Raw genomic sequence first — 18133 nt, 5'->3', positions numbered from 1 at the left:
TTATAACAATTTTATTCAGGTTTAATCGGTTTGTTTGAAGTATTTGTATTAGCTATAGCACTCAGTATGGACGCGTTTGCAGTATCCATAGGCTTAGGTTCTAAAAAAGTAGTAAATGCTGAAAAGCTCTTTATTAAAGCCGCTGCTTATTTTGGTTTTTTCCAAGGCTTTATGCCTCTTTTAGGCTATTACAGCGGTAAAGGTTTATCATCTTGGATTGAAGATTATGCACCTTGGATAGCTTTTATTTTGCTAGTATTTATCGGTGGCAAAATGATTTATGAGTCCCAATCTGAAGGAATTGAAGAAGATATTGCTAATGTTACTCATCGTGTGCTATTTGTTCTTGCTATTGCCACCAGTATTGATGCAATGGCGGCAGGTTATGCAATCACATTGCTTGAGGTAGATATAGCCGTAGCTTGCTTGATAATAGGCGTCACGACGTTTGCCTTTAGCTGGATTGGTGTGAATATCGGCGAAAGAAGTGGCGTATGGCTGGAATCTAAAGCTGAACTATTTGGTGGTTTAGTGTTAATCGCAATCGCATTTAAGATATTACTTGGTTGACACAGAACCACCGAATACTAGGCTACTTACCTGAGCAACATGCATTGCCTTCTTGAATAGGAGGACACTTAACTGTTCCATAAGAGCAATAAACGCAACAATCACCTTTTAACGGTTTAAGTAGTGCTTTACAGCTTTCGCATTCGTAATACCATTGGCAAGCGTTTGTAGGCATGGTTTCAACTTTGCTAAATCCACATTCAGGGCAAGTGATTTTAGATTCTAGTTCTATACCTTGCATACTGGTTCCTTAATGGGCTTAACAATATCTAAAATAGACATTACGACCATCCAAATGATCCCAAAGTAAAATAAGTAAGTGCTCCAGTCGTATTGCCATAAAGGATAAAGGGTCAGCAATACTGCAATTGGGCCAATGACACTTAAAACGCCTCTCAATGAATCTCGATGTTGATACCAATTATAGAAATTAACTAACAACGCTAGTGAAGCAAATAATGGCAATAAGGTGTTCACCGCTATCCCTTCAAAATGTGAAAGAAAACCTAACCCAAGAGCAGATGCCAATGAGCCGAGTGCAGGAAAACATGCTGTGCAGCTAAGGGCGGCTAGCCAAACGCCACCAGAACCTACTTTATCTAGAATTTTATTGATCATAACTATCTACCTCAATTTTTAAGGTAGTATAAACTCCGTACATAAGTACGGGGTCAATAGCTATTTAAGTGAATTTATTACCGGGCAGGATTGAGGGTCTTGATTGGCCTTGCAAGAATCTGTCATATCTTGAATTACTTTCTCTAATCGCTGTAAATCAGCAATTTTATTACGAATGAGATTAAGTTTTTGCAACCCCATCGACTCAATATCAGCGCAACTGTCACTTAGTGACATAAGCGATTCAATTTCTTTCAGCGTAAACCCTAATGCTTTAGCTTTCAGAATAAATTTGAGTTGACTGGTAAGGGCATCGCCATACATTCTGTAACCAGACTCTGGTTTTAAAGGTTGCTCTATCAGACCTTGGCGCTCATAGAAACGGATTGTTTCAATGCTAATGTTAAGTTCTTTAGCAAGTTTACCTATGGTTTTCATTTACATACTCTTCAATCAACAAGTGCCATTATAGTAATATTCAAAATTGACCTTAAAGTAGAAGAAATAATTTTCTCAATTATTACGTTATCTATTGGATGTTATCGGTCACGGTTTTGTAATTGCTAACCGTGACGATTAATATTCAGTATACTAACGTACTTCATCAGTACGGTGCGCAGCACGTAATAGGCTTATTATGTCCTCTGTGTCAATGTTCTCATCCACTAATGCTTGTTGCAGAAGTACACTAACTTCAGGAGATGGAGACAAGTTTTCGAGCTTCATATTTGCTAAAGCTTGCTTGAGCGTGTGTGGATTTTTTATTTTCACTAATTATGGCCTTAAGCTTGCGTATTCAAAAAAACTCCAAAACTAGAATTGAAATCTACTATAGGTTTTGTTTGCCGCCAAATAATAACCTTTCAACGGTTACTATTTTGTACTCCTATCAAAAGTAACCTCTCATAGGTTACTTTTTCAAAAACTCAATCGTAATCACCACTTCTTAGCATTTGAACTGGAGAGTCTATGACCCTCACTCTATACTATAACTACTCAGGGCGAACTATAGAGGTTTACGATGAATAAGAATCTTGCATTCAAGTACCCAAAACTTAGTGACGTTCTCGACTCATTAGAATCCGATACTACAAGCTTTGACTATGCCGTTTCGGAAGGTAACGAGTCTGATGATGATGAAATTACATTTGAGACTCATCCCTTTTATTCGCAGGTTGGTGATCTAGGAGATCTTGAGATCCCCGATTCAGATATTTACTAATTAATATCGCCGTCTTTTAGTTGGCTTTGTAGCTTTTGAATTTCTAATAACAGTGCCTGATTCTCTGCATCTTTTTGCTCTGCGCTTTCTATCGCTTTTTGCCTTTCTAGCTCAAGGCGAGTTTTGTCTGATTCTAGTTCGTTAATCTTTAAAGACTTTTTAAATGAATCAGTTTGTTGCATAGTTCTTTTACGACTCGAAATATAGTCTTCTAGAGAGCCTGCGCTGCGGTGGGTCATTTCCCTTTCCATCTGAAGTGCAATTGCAGTTTCATTAGCACTAAAGCCTAACTCTAATGCAGCGTCCAAATGTTTATCAAGACTATCTCCGGAAAATTTATGGCGTAATGAATAAATCGATTTACCTTTAGGCCAGCCAAGTTCTGTGGTGATTTCACTGAAGATCTTGCTGATATTCTCAGCGGTTAATGGTTGAAAGCTGTTGGGGTCTAAGAATAAATGACCTTCATAGTTGCCAGTATCAATGTTGGTGAGAAACTCTTCCAAATCATTCTCAATGAAATTCCTGACAGCGAGCACTGTAGAGAACCTAAAGCTCACTGGCATAGTATTTCCTTGCTTAGCCAGCTTTGGAACAATTGATAAACTATCTTGCTTGTTGAGGAAGAACTCTCTTTCGATGATTTCTTTAGAAAATTGAAGCCTACGATAGCTACTAACAGAAATCGGGCGGCTACCCGTTTCATTCATGATCTGCGCAATTAGCAATAGTGACGCTCGCTCATAGCCCTCATATTCATTAATTATGTAATTGTTAAGTTCTTCTAGCTCATACTCACTTGCATCTTTTCTGTTTCGGCTTCTGGTATCACAATCTCTAAATAATTCTGGATATAGTGAATTATTGTTTGGCTTTTCATTTCTAGATACGGCGATTTCCTTCAAAAGTAATGATGATGTTATCTGATATGAAAACTTATTGGCCGGATCAAAACCAAGAATATTTGGGTGATATGTACCTTGCTTTTGTACCCAATGATAAAAGTTATAGATTGGCATCAAAAAGTCGCTATTGACCGTCTGTTTAGCAACGTTTTCATCACCTCGATATCGTGAATCTGTTGTCGTTTCTTTCAAGCAGAACGTCCTAAATTCCCTCATGCGAGAGTCATTCATTTCAAGCCAGCTTATTTTATGTTTACCAGAGTTCAAAAATTTAAATAATCGTCTGATAGCCTTTCGATAAGTGCGTATAGTTTTGGGGTTTCTATCCAGCTCAATGATAAAATCTGTAGGTGCCCAAAGAACCTCTCCGTTGATATCTTGGTAAACATAGTGGTCTTGACGATCATAGTGTACTTTTGTTTCAGTAATACCGTTACTCATCTGAAACCTCCAACTTTAGTGGAACACCATGATGCCTATTAGCGCTAAACTCTGCGGCATCAACCGTATTGACTAGTTGATTCCTATTACCGATAAATAACATCGACTCTCTAGATGCGTTTATACATGTGTAAAGCCATGATTTATCAATCAAATAGAAATTATCCAAAATAACTAAGGAATGAGTAAATTGATTCCCCTGAACTTTGTGCACCGTAATTGCATAACAAAGCGCAATACTTTCAATATCATCTAATGACAAATCAATACAATCACCACCAATGTCTATCTTCATCCAACACTCACGCCCATATGCAACGACAGGCTTTTCGTATACTTCTACTATGTTTGCTAACGTACCAACCGATACATCAATAAACTTATTAGATTTGGCAAAAATAATTGGCTCCCCCGCGTAGAAAACAGATTCACCAATTTCTAGCTTTGCTACTTTTTTCCGGTCAAAACGAATCCGCTGAACTTGAGAATTTATGTCATCGCATAACTGAGGATTCGAACAAATGATCTTAGGTACATCACTTAACATTGAAGTCAATTCGAACCAAATATTGATTGTAATGGTACTAAGCATCTCGTGAGATTTATCTTTAGTATGGTACATACTTAGGCTTTGTTCTTTTGACACGTCAAATGCGGTAATAGCATCGAATACTGATGATGCAGTATTATTAAATAAAGAGTTAGAGATCCGTTGGATATCTGAATTCGATGTCGAACCGTAGACTTCAAAAAGCCCTGTAATCGCATCATGTTTTAAGTCAGCAGCCTGTTTGAGAAAAGCTCCCGGACCAATTGGTGGCAATTTGTATTTATCGCCAATAAAACAAATGTGAGCATTAAGAGGAACAACCTTTAATAGTTTATATAACGTTAACATATCAACTGAATTTGAATTTTCTATCAGTATAAGTGCTCCTGACAATGCGCCTTTTAGGTTTCGCTTTTTTGCCTGTGAAATGAAGCGATTAATAGATTCTCCCTTTAAATTAGGCAGTATATTGTCTCCATTACAAACAACTGAATTAACTCTCCAAACGTTAATACCATTATTAAGGCATACATCAATGATGATCTGGGATAGCAAAGACTTTCCTGTACCAGCTTCTCCTACAATAAAAGAAACAGGTCGATTAAAGGCATTACCTAATGCCTGTAACTGAAGAGGATTTAGTTCAACACTGTGGTGATCTAATATTGATAACGTTTCGTCAAACGCCAACGAATTCGTATCAAATAGCTGCTTTATCTTAGATAAACGCCTGTGAAGTAATGCATTAATTGCCTTTTCAATCGCCTGATGACCTAAGATTTGTATAGTGTCATTTTGTTTGTTGAAACAAAGTGTCTGAAAAGCACAGTCTTCAATTTCATTAAGTTCAAGCCCAATGCCTGCTTCAATCAGTTCAGCTTTGACTTCATTAGCAGGTAACGCCATATCACCGTTATTGCTATGTGCTGAATAAAGTAGTGATTCAACAAATGAAATAGCTCTACGCTTATCGTTTAAATTGATATCAAAGTTAGCTCTTACTTTTTTGTCTAGTGACTTCCATGTCCGCTTTGCAGCATTTACAGATGTTATAGGATAGAGCAGATATGGATTCTTTTTTATCAAGCTAATTGCGTCACGGCCTAGTAGTTGACGAGTACTTTCAACATACTCAACTGGTAATTTGTGTCGTTCAAAAAATAGATTTAATTCACTTTCACCAACAGCCTTAGCCCAACCATCACAAAGATTTTGAGCCATAACTGGTGAGATTTTTAGCTTTTTACAGTTAGATAACTTTTTAGCTGAGTAACTTTGTAAAACTGCAAATAAATCTTCACCAAAAGCGAGATTAAGTTTCTTCGTCCAATAGCTATTTATACCGACAAAATGGGCGTTGTAGATAAGGAAATCACAAAGTACCTCAGTTGAAATTTCTGCGTTGGGGGGCAGCTTTAAAGCCTCATCTACAATGAACTGTGAGCCATATTCCTTATCAAAGGAATAATCACCAGTCGCTCTCCAGATTTCTCCTGTTTGCGGGATTGACGTAATCGCACCGAATTCAGCCTTAACGACTATTTTTTCACGTGCAACCTTTAATAAAAATATAGATGAGATACCACGTTTATCTTGTGTATAGTGCCGAACTAAAGTGACTACGCCTATTAATTGCTTAACTTCTTCGTTAAACGATATATTATTTATTTGCATCACACGTCACCAACATCCATGTATAGCTTTGGAATATACCGACCTGTTGCCAACAAAAACTGTTCCGAAGCAAGATCTAGTTGAATAGAGTTAAGCTGAGTCTCTAATGCCTTAACTTTCAATTCAAGCTCATTATTGGAAACCGTGTTTTCTAAATCTTCTTTTGCTGAATTTTCTTCTACCACATCATCAGGTTGCTCAATCTCCAGCCCTTTTTGTTCTTGTACTAGCTTTTCTATTGGACCATCAGGCGCAAATATCTTTTGTAGATCTTCATTTGTATCAAGTGTTGATTTAGGCACATTATGCATCTTGAAAATTTGAATCTTGTTAACCCGACCTTGATACAAAGGGATAACAGGCGAAGTATTTACCCAATCTGCTATCTTTTTAGCATTCTGTTTACCGATATCCTGAGAAGATTTTCTGCGCTTATTCACCATGATTTACTTCCCCGGAAAATCAATAATAGAGGTTCTTTCGTCAGCATTTTCGTAGTCGATACCATGTTCGTCTAAAAGCTTTTTCAGCTTTGTATTTTCGATGCTAAGCTGCTTGCTCTTTAGATCAGACTGCTTAAGTTGTTTTTTCTTCAGATCAAGCTGGGATTTTATAGACAAACGTACACTTTCAATCTGGTTCTCTAGCGTGCAGTTTTCTTCTTCCAAGTGTTTGTTAGTCACTCGAAGTTCAATTAACTCGTATGCCAGCCCTTGGTGATTAGCTTTAGATATTTTCAGCTCTTCCTCTAGCTCTTGTAGGGCGTTCTTTTCTTTAGTGTTGGCTTGCAGCTTGGCCTTAAACTTCAGCCTTTCCCAAAGGTTAAGTTTATTTTTATCGCCATAAATTTTTAATTTTAAGCTCGTGGGTATAGCATCTAAAGACTTTGCAGACGTTGTATATGGCGGAATATCATATTGCTTAACAACTTCCTTACTATTTTGTTTACCGTTCCAATTTCTAAGTCCTGTAGGGCTGGTAGGAAAGAATTCAAGGACATATTTTCCTTTGTCATCAACTTGTTTATTACCTTGAACCAATACAAAAGGGATGCCTTCGTTTGCCCACTTTTCAAGTATTTCTACTTTTCGTTCAATACGCTCAAAGGCTTCTTTTTGTTGAGGATCTTGGTTTTGATTTGTCTTAGCCATTAGGTTGCCCCCCTTTGAAAATACTCTTACTTCTTTCCATTGCGCGTTCATGGCTTTCTATCAAAATAGATAAGTTATCGCTTTGCTCCTTTGCTCGCATACGTTCAATAGGAAGCATTGAAAAATCAGTTAGGACAGCCTTTAGCGCAATTAAGTCTTCTTTCATTATGTTTAGTTGAGTTCGTTTTACTTCTTGGTATGCACAGCCCTTACAAACAGATGGCTCACAAGGAGACTTATGCTTTTTAGCTTCATTCTCTTTTTTATGGCAAGTTGCGTGTGGTTTAGGTTTGTGTTTGTGGCCTCTAGCATCAAGAACTTGAGCAATTTCATTACTTTTTTCTTCGTCAGGTAATTCGCTAAAGTCTTTCCCATATTTATCTTTTGTATAGTTATTGAACCTGACACTCTTTTGTAAAACCCGGTAAACCTTTTTCAAATAAGATGTATATTTGCCAGCCATCTCTTCGGTGCCCATGAGCAAAGTCAGAATGTCTTTTGCCGTTGTTTCAACGCCTACTTCAGCAATGATTTTATCTAGAGCGTTATTTTCTTCTTTTATCGCAATAGTAGATTCTGCTTTCTCATTTCGAGTCAGTTTAGTTTTATGATGAAGTTGCTCATGTGTTTCTCTTGCTGCTGGCTCTGTCACATACACCGTTGTTTGTTCGGGATCGATATGACCTAGTTGATGACACAAGGCCAGTAAGTCTGCATTTTTATATTGATAGTGATAAATTATTGCGTAGATGCGTCTGAAAGGGTGGGTATCAGAGTGTATTTCAGATTCACCCAAAGTCATTTTTAGGAATGCATTGCCAGTGACCTTTGAGTCTTTGCCCTTGTTAAAGTGATATTTATAGTGTTTGAAGTTTCCATGATCATCAATTCGAAAACTTGGTACATTAAACAAGCCGTCAACATCAACAGCTCCCCATGCTTGTTTCAGTTTAATTAAGCACTTGATTGCTTTAGTGCTGCCATTATTGGTTGTGTACCAGCGGCGTTCACCATTTTTCTCGTTATAAAAGCACGCTTGATACCAATTAAATTTTTTATCTTTGCAGCGGAAGAATTCTTCCGTAATACCAATCAGTGGGTGCTGGATTTCTGCTTGTCTTCTTGCGTTATAAGTTTGCAATATGACATAACAAGAGGTCATCAATAACGTTATTATCTCGGTTACAGAGGACGCATCAGAATCAGTGTCTGAAGTTGTTAAACTTGATTTGTGAATTTCTATGCCGATTAGTTTCTCTAGCTCCTTAACCTTACTAGAACTTGCTAAAAATTCAGGAAATCTACCCTCAGTGAGTGTTCTTGGGCGCACCCCTTCGTTAATACACTTATTTTTTAATTTAGTAATTTCACTTACCAATGAAATTATTTTAGATGAATATTCATATACCCACAGATGAGAGCCGCCCAATAAATTTATGACATGTTGCAGATCCAAGTTCCTTGTTCTACCCGCAACTTTACCAAGCATCTTAGAAAGCTGATTAGGGTTAGTAAAAGGAATAAATTGCAATCTATCCTCGTTGTCTAACTTTGCAAATCTGTTCCAAGTACCAAACCAATTATTTAATGATTTAACGGCTGGTTGCGAAGGGGCAGGAGTTCCTTTGGATGCTAAACGAATATCGAATTTAACACCCTTTGATTTTAGGTGTTCGGTTACTTTTTGGTAAACACTAGTTGGAACTTGATTTTCAAGACTGACTGCCCCGATACATTGGGCAATTTTAGGCACTCTTATACTCGTTACTTTAGAGTTTTCGGTATTACCGTCTTTGATTAAAAATGGCTCTAATTCGTCATTCTCGATTAACAAATCGACAAATGAGTTAACTCGTTCATGCAAGGCTAGTGTAGTTGGGATACCGCCTTCTTTGAGCGTTACCTTCATCTTATCAATTTGCTTTTGATTTACTCCATTTAAAACAAGATGACCATGTAAGCACATATATTCAATGAATTGCGCTGCAACGTTGAGTTGTGACATTACCCCTGTTTTTACAAATGTTGGTGTATGCTTGGCCCTGTTTGCATAAATATCGACGATTTCAATGAGCGCCTTGGCGTAGTCAGGATAAACCAATATAGGCACTGGGTGCTGCCATCCCGCAGCACCGGGAACCCATATATCTCGTAGATCTACAGATCCTTTTTGCAGCAGCGTTTCATTAGCTTTTGCTCCAGTGATCTTCGCATGATAATGTAAAACAGTACCGTCAATAGCGAGTTTTTCATCTGTAACTTGTAACAGTTTTGCATTTTCTAAAAGTAGATCATCATGCTCTTCCAGTATATCTTCTGGCTTTATATCTTTTAAGAATTGGTACTTAAGATTACTGTTCATTTTCTAATCTCCCTTTAGCATCTTTGAACATTAGAGGATTGGATAACTCTACATATTTCACTAATCCAAACGTAAATCGCATGTCCGGTGCAATATACTCCTCAAAATATTCTCTACCATGCTTTGCCAATAACACCTCTCCACGTGCAATGTAATAAGCTTGATGTCGCAGTGTTTGTACAAATTCATCAACACCCAGTTCAACGCGATTGAACTCACATCCTTCTCCTGTATGGCACTTTCGACCTTTACAGAGGCTATCTTGCTTAGACTTGTCAACAGAAGCAAAGATATCTGTACAAGATGAGCCGTCTGCTAAAACGAACCAATTTGGCAGATCCTCTTTATGCTTCGCTGGTGCTACGATTAAATCTTCGTCAATATTGCTGCGATCTAGGCCGTACTTCTCTATTGATGCTTCTTTGTGTCTAAACTGAACCGTTGTCTCAAATTTTCGCTGGAAGTCTGCATTATTGGCTTCATATTCAATCACTGCTATAGGGTGAGTTAGATAACCAGAAGTTACCTTACTGGTTGCATGATTCCGTTCTCGTTGTGAGTTAACTAAGCTACCGTCGATACCTTTCCGAAGATTTATCTGATGCTTAGCTAGCAACTCCATGCGAAAAAATGGAAGGGTGTAGTGTTCACGTAATCTGTCTAAAATATCTGCTGACAGGAAATTTAATTTTGTCGAACCCGGAGTATCCCAAATACTTTCTGGTTTAAAGCCCATTCGTACCATGTTGGCATGATGTTGAGTAAGAAAACTAACCACCTCACGAATTTCTTTTTCATGCGATTCAATCGTAACAGGCGAAGTCTCTTTACCTACTTTTCCTTTGAATCCTGCAAGAACAAAAGCACCTTCTGATAATTGCTCTGGAAAATTTGCACGAGTCAATGTTGCTATTACATCTTTATTCCAAGTTGTTCTGATCACTAATCTTATAAAGCACACAAGCAGAATATTTTTAGGCAAAAATAAACCTGACCAGAAAAATTCTTTCATACCAGTAGCAGTATTTCGAAACCAATGCTGCACATATGGTGGAATTAACTCTGACTTTTGTAGGCAGTAAGTGGTTTTCATTACCCCTATTGATAGTTGATGCCTTAGGTAGGCTCCCATTACCAATTCACTAGTAAATTCCTTTTTAATCGCGCTTACTCGTGATTTTAGGGCTTTCCTACCGTCTTCAATTTGGTTGTCTTTAACTAGCGTTGTAACTGTTTCTGGAATATCTTTGATATAGAAGCCGTTTACGTCTTTTTCCGTGTATTTGTCAAAAGTGGCTATAAGTTGCTTGTAGTATTCAACCTCTTTCTTACATGCATTCAGTATCTGGTTTATTGGCTTTTCAAAATGCTCCTGTACATTTTTACGAAGCTCAGATAGTGACTGATGCTGGTTAAGGATAGGGCTAGGTAAGACGTCTCCATTTTCATCGACAGGTTCTATTAATTTTTGCGAATCCAGCTCTTCCGATGCACTGAACCGAGATTTAAATCCACAGTTTTTTATTTCGATTAGATTGTTAATTTTTCCTGCATGTTTACTTAGGAATGTTCTTATAGCTTGGCTTTTAGCTGCCTTTAGTTTTATATCCTGTTTCTCAATGATATCTTCAAGCTGAGCAAAACCTAATCTGAAATCTCTTTGCTCTAATTCAGATATTGGGCTAGTAAGGATATGCCTTACTTGAGCCACCTCAAATGATGTATCAACGATATAGCCTAAAGTTCGCTCTATGTCAGATAAAGACGTGGAAGGCATCGGCGTGGTTGTTGTGTAAGTTTGTAGGTTGTTTAACGCCGTTACTAGCACGCTGTTCAGTTTTAATAAGGGCTTTAATTTAGTCAGGTTAAATTTAACGGTAACATTACTCTTTTTGCCGTTAGTTTTGGAATAACCTTGAAAAGCCATTGTTTTAATTTTTTCTCTTGGGTTAATAGTCGAATCAATCTCAAAATCTTTTAGTAACCTTCCATTTTGAGTAGGGGTTTCGCATAAGATCAGGAAATCGCGAATGAGTTTTAGTTTTTCGTGCTTTTCGTCAGGGAAGTGATTGGTGATCAATAACTCTAGCTCTATTAAACCCTTGGAAACATTATAAGTAATCAAGTCTTCGGGCTTTTTAGCAATAAGTAATCGAGCGTGATTATAGCCTTCTTTTTGAATCAGCATTAGGACTTCTACTAGCTCTTTTATCATATCGCTATCATTAGGGATAACAGTTGAGTCAGTCTCAAGCTTGTTTAGGCTGCATTCACCAACACTTCCAGATGGTAAAATAGATCCGAGTATGAAAGTGTCAATTCTGTGATCTACGCCCGAACAATTTACGGTATATTGTGGCTTAAATTTTAATTGGCCTGAGCTGTTGAAGTTGGTTTTGAAGAGGTCTTTTGCTTTTTTTAGCTCAGGAGCAGTTAGTCCATGATCAAATAGTTTCTGTCTAAATAGTGTACTTAGCTGATTCAACTTTCTGTTTGGCAATGCCTTATGTAAATTTTTCTCAAAATCGATTAGCGCTTCGTTAATGTTATCTGGCGTTAATTGGCTTAATGGAGAGTTAAGTAATGTTTTTATTTGAGAATTTTTAGGCCACTGGTCAATTTCACGTAACAATTTCTTAAAGCTAACAATTACAGAATACTCAAAAGGAGTTTCTTTTGAAGTGCTTTCTAAGTTGATTAAAAGATTGTGTAAAACCGAATCCATTACAAATAGATTTGGAAAGGTATCGGGATCAATAATGGTAAACTTGATTTTGTTTTTCAAACCAATGGTAAAAAGGTCAATGTTAGGGTTTTTCTTAAAGTCTACATTTGTTGATAATAGTGTTTGATAAGCCAATTCTGTCGCATTAAAACCATTTTCTATGGGGTCACTGAATGACTTAAAAAAACTTCTGACTAATGTGCTGTAGTTCTTGGCCCTGCTTAAAGGAAAGTGATTAATTATCACTAGCTCAATTGACTTGTAACCTTTGATTAGATCTTTGATGGTTATAGTCACTGGGTTACTTACTAATAAATGGACCAAGGCTTGATGTTCTGCTTCATTTTCATCTATCAGTTGTAGTAATTTTGATATCGCCAATCGTAAATTGTAATGTGCTAGAGATGATGTGTTTTCATTTTCATCATCCCATTTTGAGTTGATTAAACAATGTTGTAAAAAGCTGCCTTTTGGGGCTAAGCTTTCGAAAATTGGGTTGTCGATGTTAAGAATGCACTTATTTTTATAATTTTTCATGGTCTGACTTAAGTATACCTTTATTTTTCACATCGAGCTGGAAATATTGCTTGATAAATAATGTTATCACTCGGTCGGTCGGTGTGTCTATTTTAAGTATAGAATACCTCAAAACTTTACTGGCACTTGCGTGTGCGCTAGAGATGGTGATTGAAAAAGGTATTTACGACAAAGTCATTGTAACCCGTAATACCCCTGAAATTGCAGAATCAATTGGCTTTTTGCCTGGTACCGAGGAAGAAAAAATGGCGCCTTGGTTGGCTGCCATAACAGATACCTTAGAAGTGCTGCATAAAGGTGATGAAAACCCAATTTCGAGCCGTAATTACATTATGGAAAAAGCCAACATTCAGTTTAAGTCGGTGAACTTTATGCGCGGACGCAGTATTCAAAATGCGGTGGTGATTTTAGATGAAAGCCAAAACTTAACAGCTTCTCAGCTAAAAACCATTATTACCCGCTGCGGAGAAGGAACAAAACTAATTTGTACTGGGAATTTGGCACAAATAGACAGTAATTATTTAACGGCGGTTACTTCGGGGCTTACCTATATTGTAGAGCGGTTTAAGCACTTTGAAGGTGGCGCTACCGTAAATCTTAATGGGGTAGTACGCAGTCGACTGGCTTCGTTCGCCGAGGAAAATTTATAACTTGCGCTTAACATCTTGGCTCTATAGTCTACAGTTTGATTTTTGAGCTAATAATTAGGTAGGTCGTTGAATTTTTTACCGCTAAAACATTATCATCGCTCTGTTTTTGTGGCGTTAGCAATCCCTTTATTGGTGGCCTCTTTTTTGTGTTTGCATTTTTATGATATAAAAATGGACCGTGCAATAACAAAAAAGACCACCGATTTTAGTGCGTTATCGGCGCAGCTTGATCATGATATGCAAGCCATCGACGATTTACTTAATGCGATGTTTATTATGTATGACAAACATGCCCCACAACCAGCGAATCAGGCCTTCACAAAAAACATTAATCAATACGCGCATTATTATTATAGCCAGATAGCACATTTTAATGGCGAAATAGTAGGAAAAGGCCAATTTAGCTATTCCGAACAGGCATTATCACGCTGGCAAAAAGTCATGTCGCTGGCTCCGTCTTTCAATACTGCTCTAGCGCTGCTTTCGTCGCTGCATTCTGTAGCCTATGTTGATGAGCGCGGCTTTGCTTATTTAGCTCGGCGTAACAATACACAAAGTTATATTTTAACGCAGGTACTTAATGGCGACTTTAAACCTTTACCTTCAGCGAACAAACTCACTTCAAGTGCCGTTATTAAAGTAGACAATAACGCATATTTTGCAGTTGGCCGACAGCGAGAGCTTAACTCCTCAGATTATATTGTTTTAATATATGACTTACAGGCTATTTCTAGTTGGTTGAAAAAAATAACCTCAAAGCAAGGCGAGTATGTTTTTATCAACCAAGAGAATGAAATTATTGCCAGTTCACAGCAGCCAATTAATCAAGCCATAAAGTTATCGACCTATTGGCCTAATATTAATAGCCCCTCACAAAAGAGTAATGCGCGAGCAGACTCATTATTTTTAATTCAGCCTTCGAAAAAGAACCCTATTCATCTGGCGTTTCTTGCTGACAAGCACACTCTCTCAAGCGGTATTGTGTATGAAGTATTGATAGAGTTTATTTCGTTAGCCTTATTTTTATGTTTGATGTTTTACATCTTTTTTTGGTTAAGCAAACGTATATTTATCAAACCTATGACCGAGTTGATGCGTTATTTAGAGCATCATAACGATGACAATAGCGGGTATTTAAATTACCAAATACCGTTAAACTGGCAACCTTGGTTTGCTCGGGTAAAAGCTATTTTTGCGAAAAATGAACATTTAGTTATTTCTTTGCAAAATGCTAATCAAAAGTTAGATGATCAAGTACGGCAACAATCGCAAAAGCTAAAACATAGCGACCAAGCAAAAGAGCGTCATTTAGCGTTATTAAACACAGTACTTAATAGCGTGCCTGATTTTATTTATTTTAAAAATACAGAAGGCATTTTTTTAGGCTGTAATAAAGCGTTTGAGTTGTTTATTGGAAAAACTCAAGGTGAACTTCTTGGGCAGCAAATACACAACATAAGTAACGAGTATGAACAAATTAGTTTGCTGGAATATCAAGTATTACAGCATAGAATGCAAATTCAGCAGCGCATAGATGTTGCTGAGCGAACTTATCAGTTAACCATTGCTCCCTTTTACAATGAACAGCAACAATTATTAGGAACTATGGGGGTTGGTCGTGATATTACAGAACAACAACATACTTTGTATGCATTAAAAGAGTCTGAATCTATATTTAGAAGCGCAATTGAATTTGCCGCAAATGGGGTGTTTTTACTCTCGCTTGAGTACGCTATTTTACAGGTAAACAAAGCCGCACGAAAATTATTTTCCAAGCATGATAAATTAACCGATACTCCTTTTTATGCGCTTTTTAATAATACGCAATGGCAGGAGCTTGAAGCATTACTACAGCAATTATTAAATAATAAGAAAAGGGTGTTTCACTTAACCTTGGCTCATACCCAATTAAATGCCTGGTTACAGTTGAGTATGTCGTTAATTTGGAATGAAAATAGTCAGCCGCTTTATTATGTTATTCATATTCAAGATGTTACAGAACTTACCAAAGCCAAAGATGATGCAGAGCGTGCCACGTTAGCTAAAAGCCGTTTTATTGCTAATTTAAGCCACGAAATACGCACCCCCCTCAATGCCGTGTTGGGATTATTGGATATGCTCGCAGAGCACGGGTTAACACAGCGGCAAATTCAACAAACTAGCCAAGCAAAATATGCGGCCAATAATTTGTTGCAGATGCTAAATAGTATGCTTGATTTTGCCCGTGTTGAAAGTAAAGAAGCAACGCTGCAATTAGCGCCATTGTGCTTAGTTGATTTGATTGATACCTGCGAAAGTTTAATTTTACCTTTATGCCAAACAAAACAGATACAGCTAAAAATCGACATAGACTCGCAAATTTCTCCATTTTTAGTCGGCGATACAATTCGTTTGCAACAAGTATTAGGTAACTTACTTACCAATGCCGTTAAGTTTACCAATAAAGGCAGTGTGACATTAAAAATGACATTACAGCCGAGCCAGAGCCATACAGAGCAGCGTATTTGTTTTCAGGTTATCGATACGGGAGTGGGGATTGCTCAAGCGGATCAACGCCGTTTATTTGATGCCTTTACACAAGGTGATGAATCATCTACTCGCTTGCATCAAGGGGTTGGCTTAGGGCTGGCAATTGTAAAGCATAGTGTGGCATTAATGGGAGGTGAAATTGCAATCAGTAGTGATAAAGGCCATGGCTGTCATTTTTACTTCACGCTTGATTTAGCGACAGATACCGAGAAATCAGCAAGCTTTACAGATAGGCTATTACTGATCACCAGCGCGAAGAGTCAGTTGCTTAATCAGGTTATTACCGCGCATCCTTTTTTCAATAATCAAGCTCTTGAAATAGTCGTAACTGATCCTGATTGTTTGCAACAAGCGCATAGCATTGTAATCGATGCTGATGACGTACCTGCCTTTCTCACGTCAGCAATAAAAGCAGTATTAAACACTCGTACTACTTCACTCATCGTTATAGAGCACTCGCAACCGAATCAACTTTCAATAAATGACTCTTTTATTAGCCAGTATTTACCGCGCAGTGCATTGGCGCAGCGGTTACTTAGTTTAACCCCTGAAAAGTTAAAGAAAGTAACTCAATATAAAGCGGATAAACCACAAGAAGAAATAGCGGGAACCTTAGTATTAGCCATAGATGATAACCCGCTCAATCTCGACATTATTAGCAGTATATTGTGTAAAGCCGAAGTGAATGTTGTGACTGCTAGTGATGCTAAACAGGGAGTTGAATGGGTGAATATATTACGCCCCGATTTAGTTTTAATGGATATTCAAATGCCGGGTATTGATGGCTATCAAGCAACCCAAATAATACGCCAACAGTTTGACGCCCAGCAATTGCCTATTTTTGCATTAACTGCACATTGTGAGCCTGCCGATATTGCACGTTCATTGAATAGTGGTATGAATAAACATTTAACTAAGCCCGTGGTTGCGCCTATTTTATTTGCATCGATAGCTGATTTAGGCATATCTAAGCCTTGCTTTTTTGATAAAACCTTCGCTTTGACACAGTTCAATGATGATGAGAAGCTATTGCAAAGCATGCTTACTAAGTTAGCGGTGTTAAGTGAGTCATATTCAGCTGAGCTTCAAAAAGACATACCTACTATTGAAATGGTACGCTTAGTGCATAGTCTAAAAGGGATAGCAGGAAACTTAGGGTTTAACCGATTGTTATTATGTGCTCAACATACTGAGCAATTATTAAAAGTGGGCGACAAGAGCGCCAATGCTGCAATTAAAGAGCTGATAATACAGTTAAAACAAGTTCATATTTATATAAAAATTTTAGATGTAAGCAATGATAAATAAAGCAAAAATATTAATTGTAGATGACGATGCGCTTAACCGAATCATTTTAGAAAAAACCTTAAGTGATGAGCATGATGTTTACTTAGTGACAAGCGGCGAAGACGCGCTGGCGTTTGTTAAACACACACAAGTAGACTTAATCATTTTAGATATCATGATGCCTGGTATGAATGGTTATGAAGTACTCGTACAGCTAAAAGAGAACAGTATAAGTCAGGCTATTCCTATTATTTTTATCTCTGCAAACAACCGTCATGAAGATGAGGCAAAGGGGCTAGAGCTCGGCGCAATGGATTATATTGGTAAGCCATTTAGTGCCGCTATTGTGAAAGTTAGAGTGCGGAACCAGTTATTAATTAAGCAAAAAAATGATTTGCTAGAAATGCTTGCCTCTATTGATGGCTTAACAGAAATACCCAATAGACGTTATTTAGATGAGAACTTAGAAAGAGAGTGGCGTAGAAGTAAGCGTAACTACTCTCCTTTGTGCGTTTTACTCATAGATATTGATCATTTTAAACGTTATAACGACTACTATGGCCACCGAGCTGGAGACGAATGTTTAAAAACAGTGGCAAAAACGTTAGCCGCGCAATGTGAGCGTGGCAGTGATTTTGTTGCGCGTTACGGCGGTGAAGAATTTGTGGCCGTATTACCAGAAACCAATCAGCAAGGTGCAATCGCTTTTGCCAACAAGTTACGTAACGCCGTTAATGATTTGAATATTGAACATAATGCGTCTTTAAACGCTACACACGTCACCATTAGCATTGGTATTGCTTCTAGTGAGAGTAGCCAAGCTTACACTGAAAAAGCATTGTTAGAAGAAGCTGATTCCGGTTTGTATAACGCGAAAAAGTTAGGGCGCAATCAAATTAGCGCCCAATAAAT

The 18133-nt window shown here is 37.7% G+C and carries 14 protein-coding genes and 1 pseudogene; 5 read left to right on the top strand and 10 right to left on the bottom strand.

The genetic code is table 11. From position 1 onward, the window contains the following. Window positions 1-30: 30 nt before the first annotated feature. Entirely contained in the window at window positions 31-570 is a 540-nt protein-coding gene (locus ABZP26_RS13760; RefSeq protein ID WP_008109708.1) for a manganese efflux pump MntP family protein, read from the top strand. 22 nt (window positions 571-592) lie between these two features. Here the strand turns inward: ABZP26_RS13760 and ABZP26_RS13755 are convergent, their stop codons facing one another. The 4 genes from ABZP26_RS13755 to ABZP26_RS13740 all read right to left on the bottom strand — a co-directional run bounded on the left by ABZP26_RS13755 (window position 593) and on the right by ABZP26_RS13740 (window position 1959). Next, on the bottom strand, window positions 593-811 hold the full coding sequence (locus ABZP26_RS13755) for a GDCCVxC domain-containing (seleno)protein (RefSeq protein WP_008109710.1): 219 nt from the start codon (window positions 809-811) through the stop codon (window positions 593-595). Beyond that, window positions 799-1188: an organomercurial transporter MerC gene (gene merC, locus ABZP26_RS13750; RefSeq protein ID WP_008109712.1), complete on the bottom strand. Its 390-nt coding sequence runs from the start codon at window positions 1186-1188 to the stop codon at window positions 799-801. Before merC ends, ABZP26_RS13755 begins: the two co-directional genes overlap by 13 nt. A 60-nt stretch (window positions 1189-1248) precedes the next feature. Continuing rightward, on the bottom strand, window positions 1249-1626 hold the full coding sequence (locus ABZP26_RS13745; protein ID WP_182761200.1) for a MerR family transcriptional regulator: 378 nt from the start codon (window positions 1624-1626) through the stop codon (window positions 1249-1251). A gap of 153 nt (window positions 1627-1779) precedes the next feature. Next, entirely contained in the window at window positions 1780-1959 is a 180-nt protein-coding gene (locus ABZP26_RS13740; protein ID WP_182761199.1) for a hypothetical protein, read from the bottom strand. A 250-nt stretch (window positions 1960-2209) separates the two neighbouring features. Here ABZP26_RS13740 and ABZP26_RS13735 point away from each other — a divergent pair, with 250 nt between their 5' ends. Beyond that, complete coding sequence (locus tag ABZP26_RS13735; protein ID WP_182761198.1) at window positions 2210-2410, top strand: hypothetical protein; 201 nt, start codon at window positions 2210-2212, stop codon at window positions 2408-2410. Here the strand turns inward: ABZP26_RS13735 and ABZP26_RS13730 are convergent. From ABZP26_RS13730 to ABZP26_RS13705, 6 genes are read right to left on the bottom strand one after another with little or no spacing between them, the layout of a single operon-like run. After that, on the bottom strand, window positions 2407-3756 hold the full coding sequence (locus ABZP26_RS13730) for a hypothetical protein (RefSeq protein ID WP_250661681.1): 1350 nt from the start codon (window positions 3754-3756) through the stop codon (window positions 2407-2409). The two genes, ABZP26_RS13735 and ABZP26_RS13730, sit on opposite strands and share 4 nt — an antisense overlap. Next, window positions 3749-5980 carry an AAA family ATPase gene (locus ABZP26_RS13725; protein ID WP_182761196.1) on the bottom strand — a complete coding sequence of 744 codons (2232 nt, stop codon included), beginning with the start codon at window positions 5978-5980 and terminating at the stop codon, window positions 3749-3751. Before ABZP26_RS13725 ends, ABZP26_RS13730 begins: the two co-directional genes overlap by 8 nt. Continuing rightward, a complete protein-coding gene (locus ABZP26_RS13720) occupies window positions 5980-6423 on the bottom strand; it encodes a hypothetical protein (protein WP_220497001.1) in 444 nt (147 codons plus the stop codon). The genes ABZP26_RS13725 and ABZP26_RS13720 overlap by 1 nt, the downstream gene beginning before the upstream one ends. Window positions 6424-6426: 3 nt before the next feature. Further along, window positions 6427-7131 carry a hypothetical protein gene (locus tag ABZP26_RS13715; protein ID WP_182761195.1) on the bottom strand — a complete coding sequence of 235 codons (705 nt, stop codon included), beginning with the start codon at window positions 7129-7131 and terminating at the stop codon, window positions 6427-6429. After that, a complete protein-coding gene (locus tag ABZP26_RS13710) occupies window positions 7124-9493 on the bottom strand; it encodes a hypothetical protein (protein ID WP_182761194.1) in 2370 nt (789 codons plus the stop codon). Before ABZP26_RS13710 ends, ABZP26_RS13715 begins: the two co-directional genes overlap by 8 nt. Then, window positions 9483-12755, bottom strand: a complete 3273-nt coding sequence (locus ABZP26_RS13705; protein WP_182761193.1) for a hypothetical protein — start codon at window positions 12753-12755, stop codon at window positions 9483-9485. Before ABZP26_RS13705 ends, ABZP26_RS13710 begins: the two co-directional genes overlap by 11 nt. Before the next feature lie 110 nt (window positions 12756-12865). On the opposite strand from ABZP26_RS13705, the pseudogene ABZP26_RS13700 reads away from it, so the two are divergent. From ABZP26_RS13700 to ABZP26_RS13690, 3 genes and pseudogenes are all read left to right on the top strand, one after another. Continuing rightward, window positions 12866-13405 (top strand): annotated as a pseudogene (locus ABZP26_RS13700) (PhoH family protein); the annotation flags it as partial. Between the two features lie 66 nt (window positions 13406-13471). Further along, window positions 13472-17242, top strand: coding sequence for an ATP-binding protein (locus ABZP26_RS13695; RefSeq protein ID WP_368485070.1), 3771 nt, complete (start codon window positions 13472-13474; stop codon window positions 17240-17242). Next, entirely contained in the window at window positions 17232-18131 is a 900-nt protein-coding gene (locus ABZP26_RS13690; protein ID WP_016900589.1) for a diguanylate cyclase, read from the top strand. The genes ABZP26_RS13695 and ABZP26_RS13690 overlap by 11 nt, the downstream gene beginning before the upstream one ends. Window positions 18132-18133: the final 2 nt, after the last annotated feature.

The organism is Pseudoalteromonas sp. SD03 (assembly GCF_040937955.1).
Lineage (GTDB): Bacteria > Pseudomonadota > Gammaproteobacteria > Enterobacterales > Alteromonadaceae > Pseudoalteromonas > Pseudoalteromonas tetraodonis.
The sequence above is the reverse complement of the archived record's forward strand: the minus strand, read 5'-3'. Positions and strand labels throughout refer to the sequence as shown.

What these genes read in the sequence shown, in the direction of transcription:
- ABZP26_RS13755 (WP_008109710.1), bottom strand. Translation starts at nt 811, where the DNA reads ATGCAAGGTATAGAACTAGAATCTAAAATCACTTGCCCTGAATGTGGA.
- merC (WP_008109712.1), bottom strand. Translation starts at nt 1,188, where the DNA reads ATGATCAATAAAATTCTAGATAAAGTAGGTTCTGGTGGCGTTTGGCTA.
- ABZP26_RS13745 (WP_182761200.1), bottom strand. Translation starts at nt 1,626, where the DNA reads ATGAAAACCATAGGTAAACTTGCTAAAGAACTTAACATTAGCATTGAA.
- ABZP26_RS13735 (WP_182761198.1), top strand. Translation starts at nt 2,210, where the DNA reads ATGAATAAGAATCTTGCATTCAAGTACCCAAAACTTAGTGACGTTCTC.
- ABZP26_RS13730 (WP_250661681.1), bottom strand. Translation starts at nt 3,756, where the DNA reads ATGAGTAACGGTATTACTGAAACAAAAGTACACTATGATCGTCAAGAC.
- ABZP26_RS13725 (WP_182761196.1), bottom strand. Translation starts at nt 5,980, where the DNA reads ATGCAAATAAATAATATATCGTTTAACGAAGAAGTTAAGCAATTAATA.
- ABZP26_RS13720 (WP_220497001.1), bottom strand. Translation starts at nt 6,423, where the DNA reads ATGGTGAATAAGCGCAGAAAATCTTCTCAGGATATCGGTAAACAGAAT.
- ABZP26_RS13715 (WP_182761195.1), bottom strand. Translation starts at nt 7,131, where the DNA reads ATGGCTAAGACAAATCAAAACCAAGATCCTCAACAAAAAGAAGCCTTT.
- ABZP26_RS13710 (WP_182761194.1), bottom strand. Translation starts at nt 9,493, where the DNA reads ATGAACAGTAATCTTAAGTACCAATTCTTAAAAGATATAAAGCCAGAA.
- ABZP26_RS13705 (WP_182761193.1), bottom strand. Translation starts at nt 12,755, where the DNA reads ATGAAAAATTATAAAAATAAGTGCATTCTTAACATCGACAACCCAATT.
- ABZP26_RS13690 (WP_016900589.1), top strand. Translation starts at nt 17,232, where the DNA reads ATGATAAATAAAGCAAAAATATTAATTGTAGATGACGATGCGCTTAAC.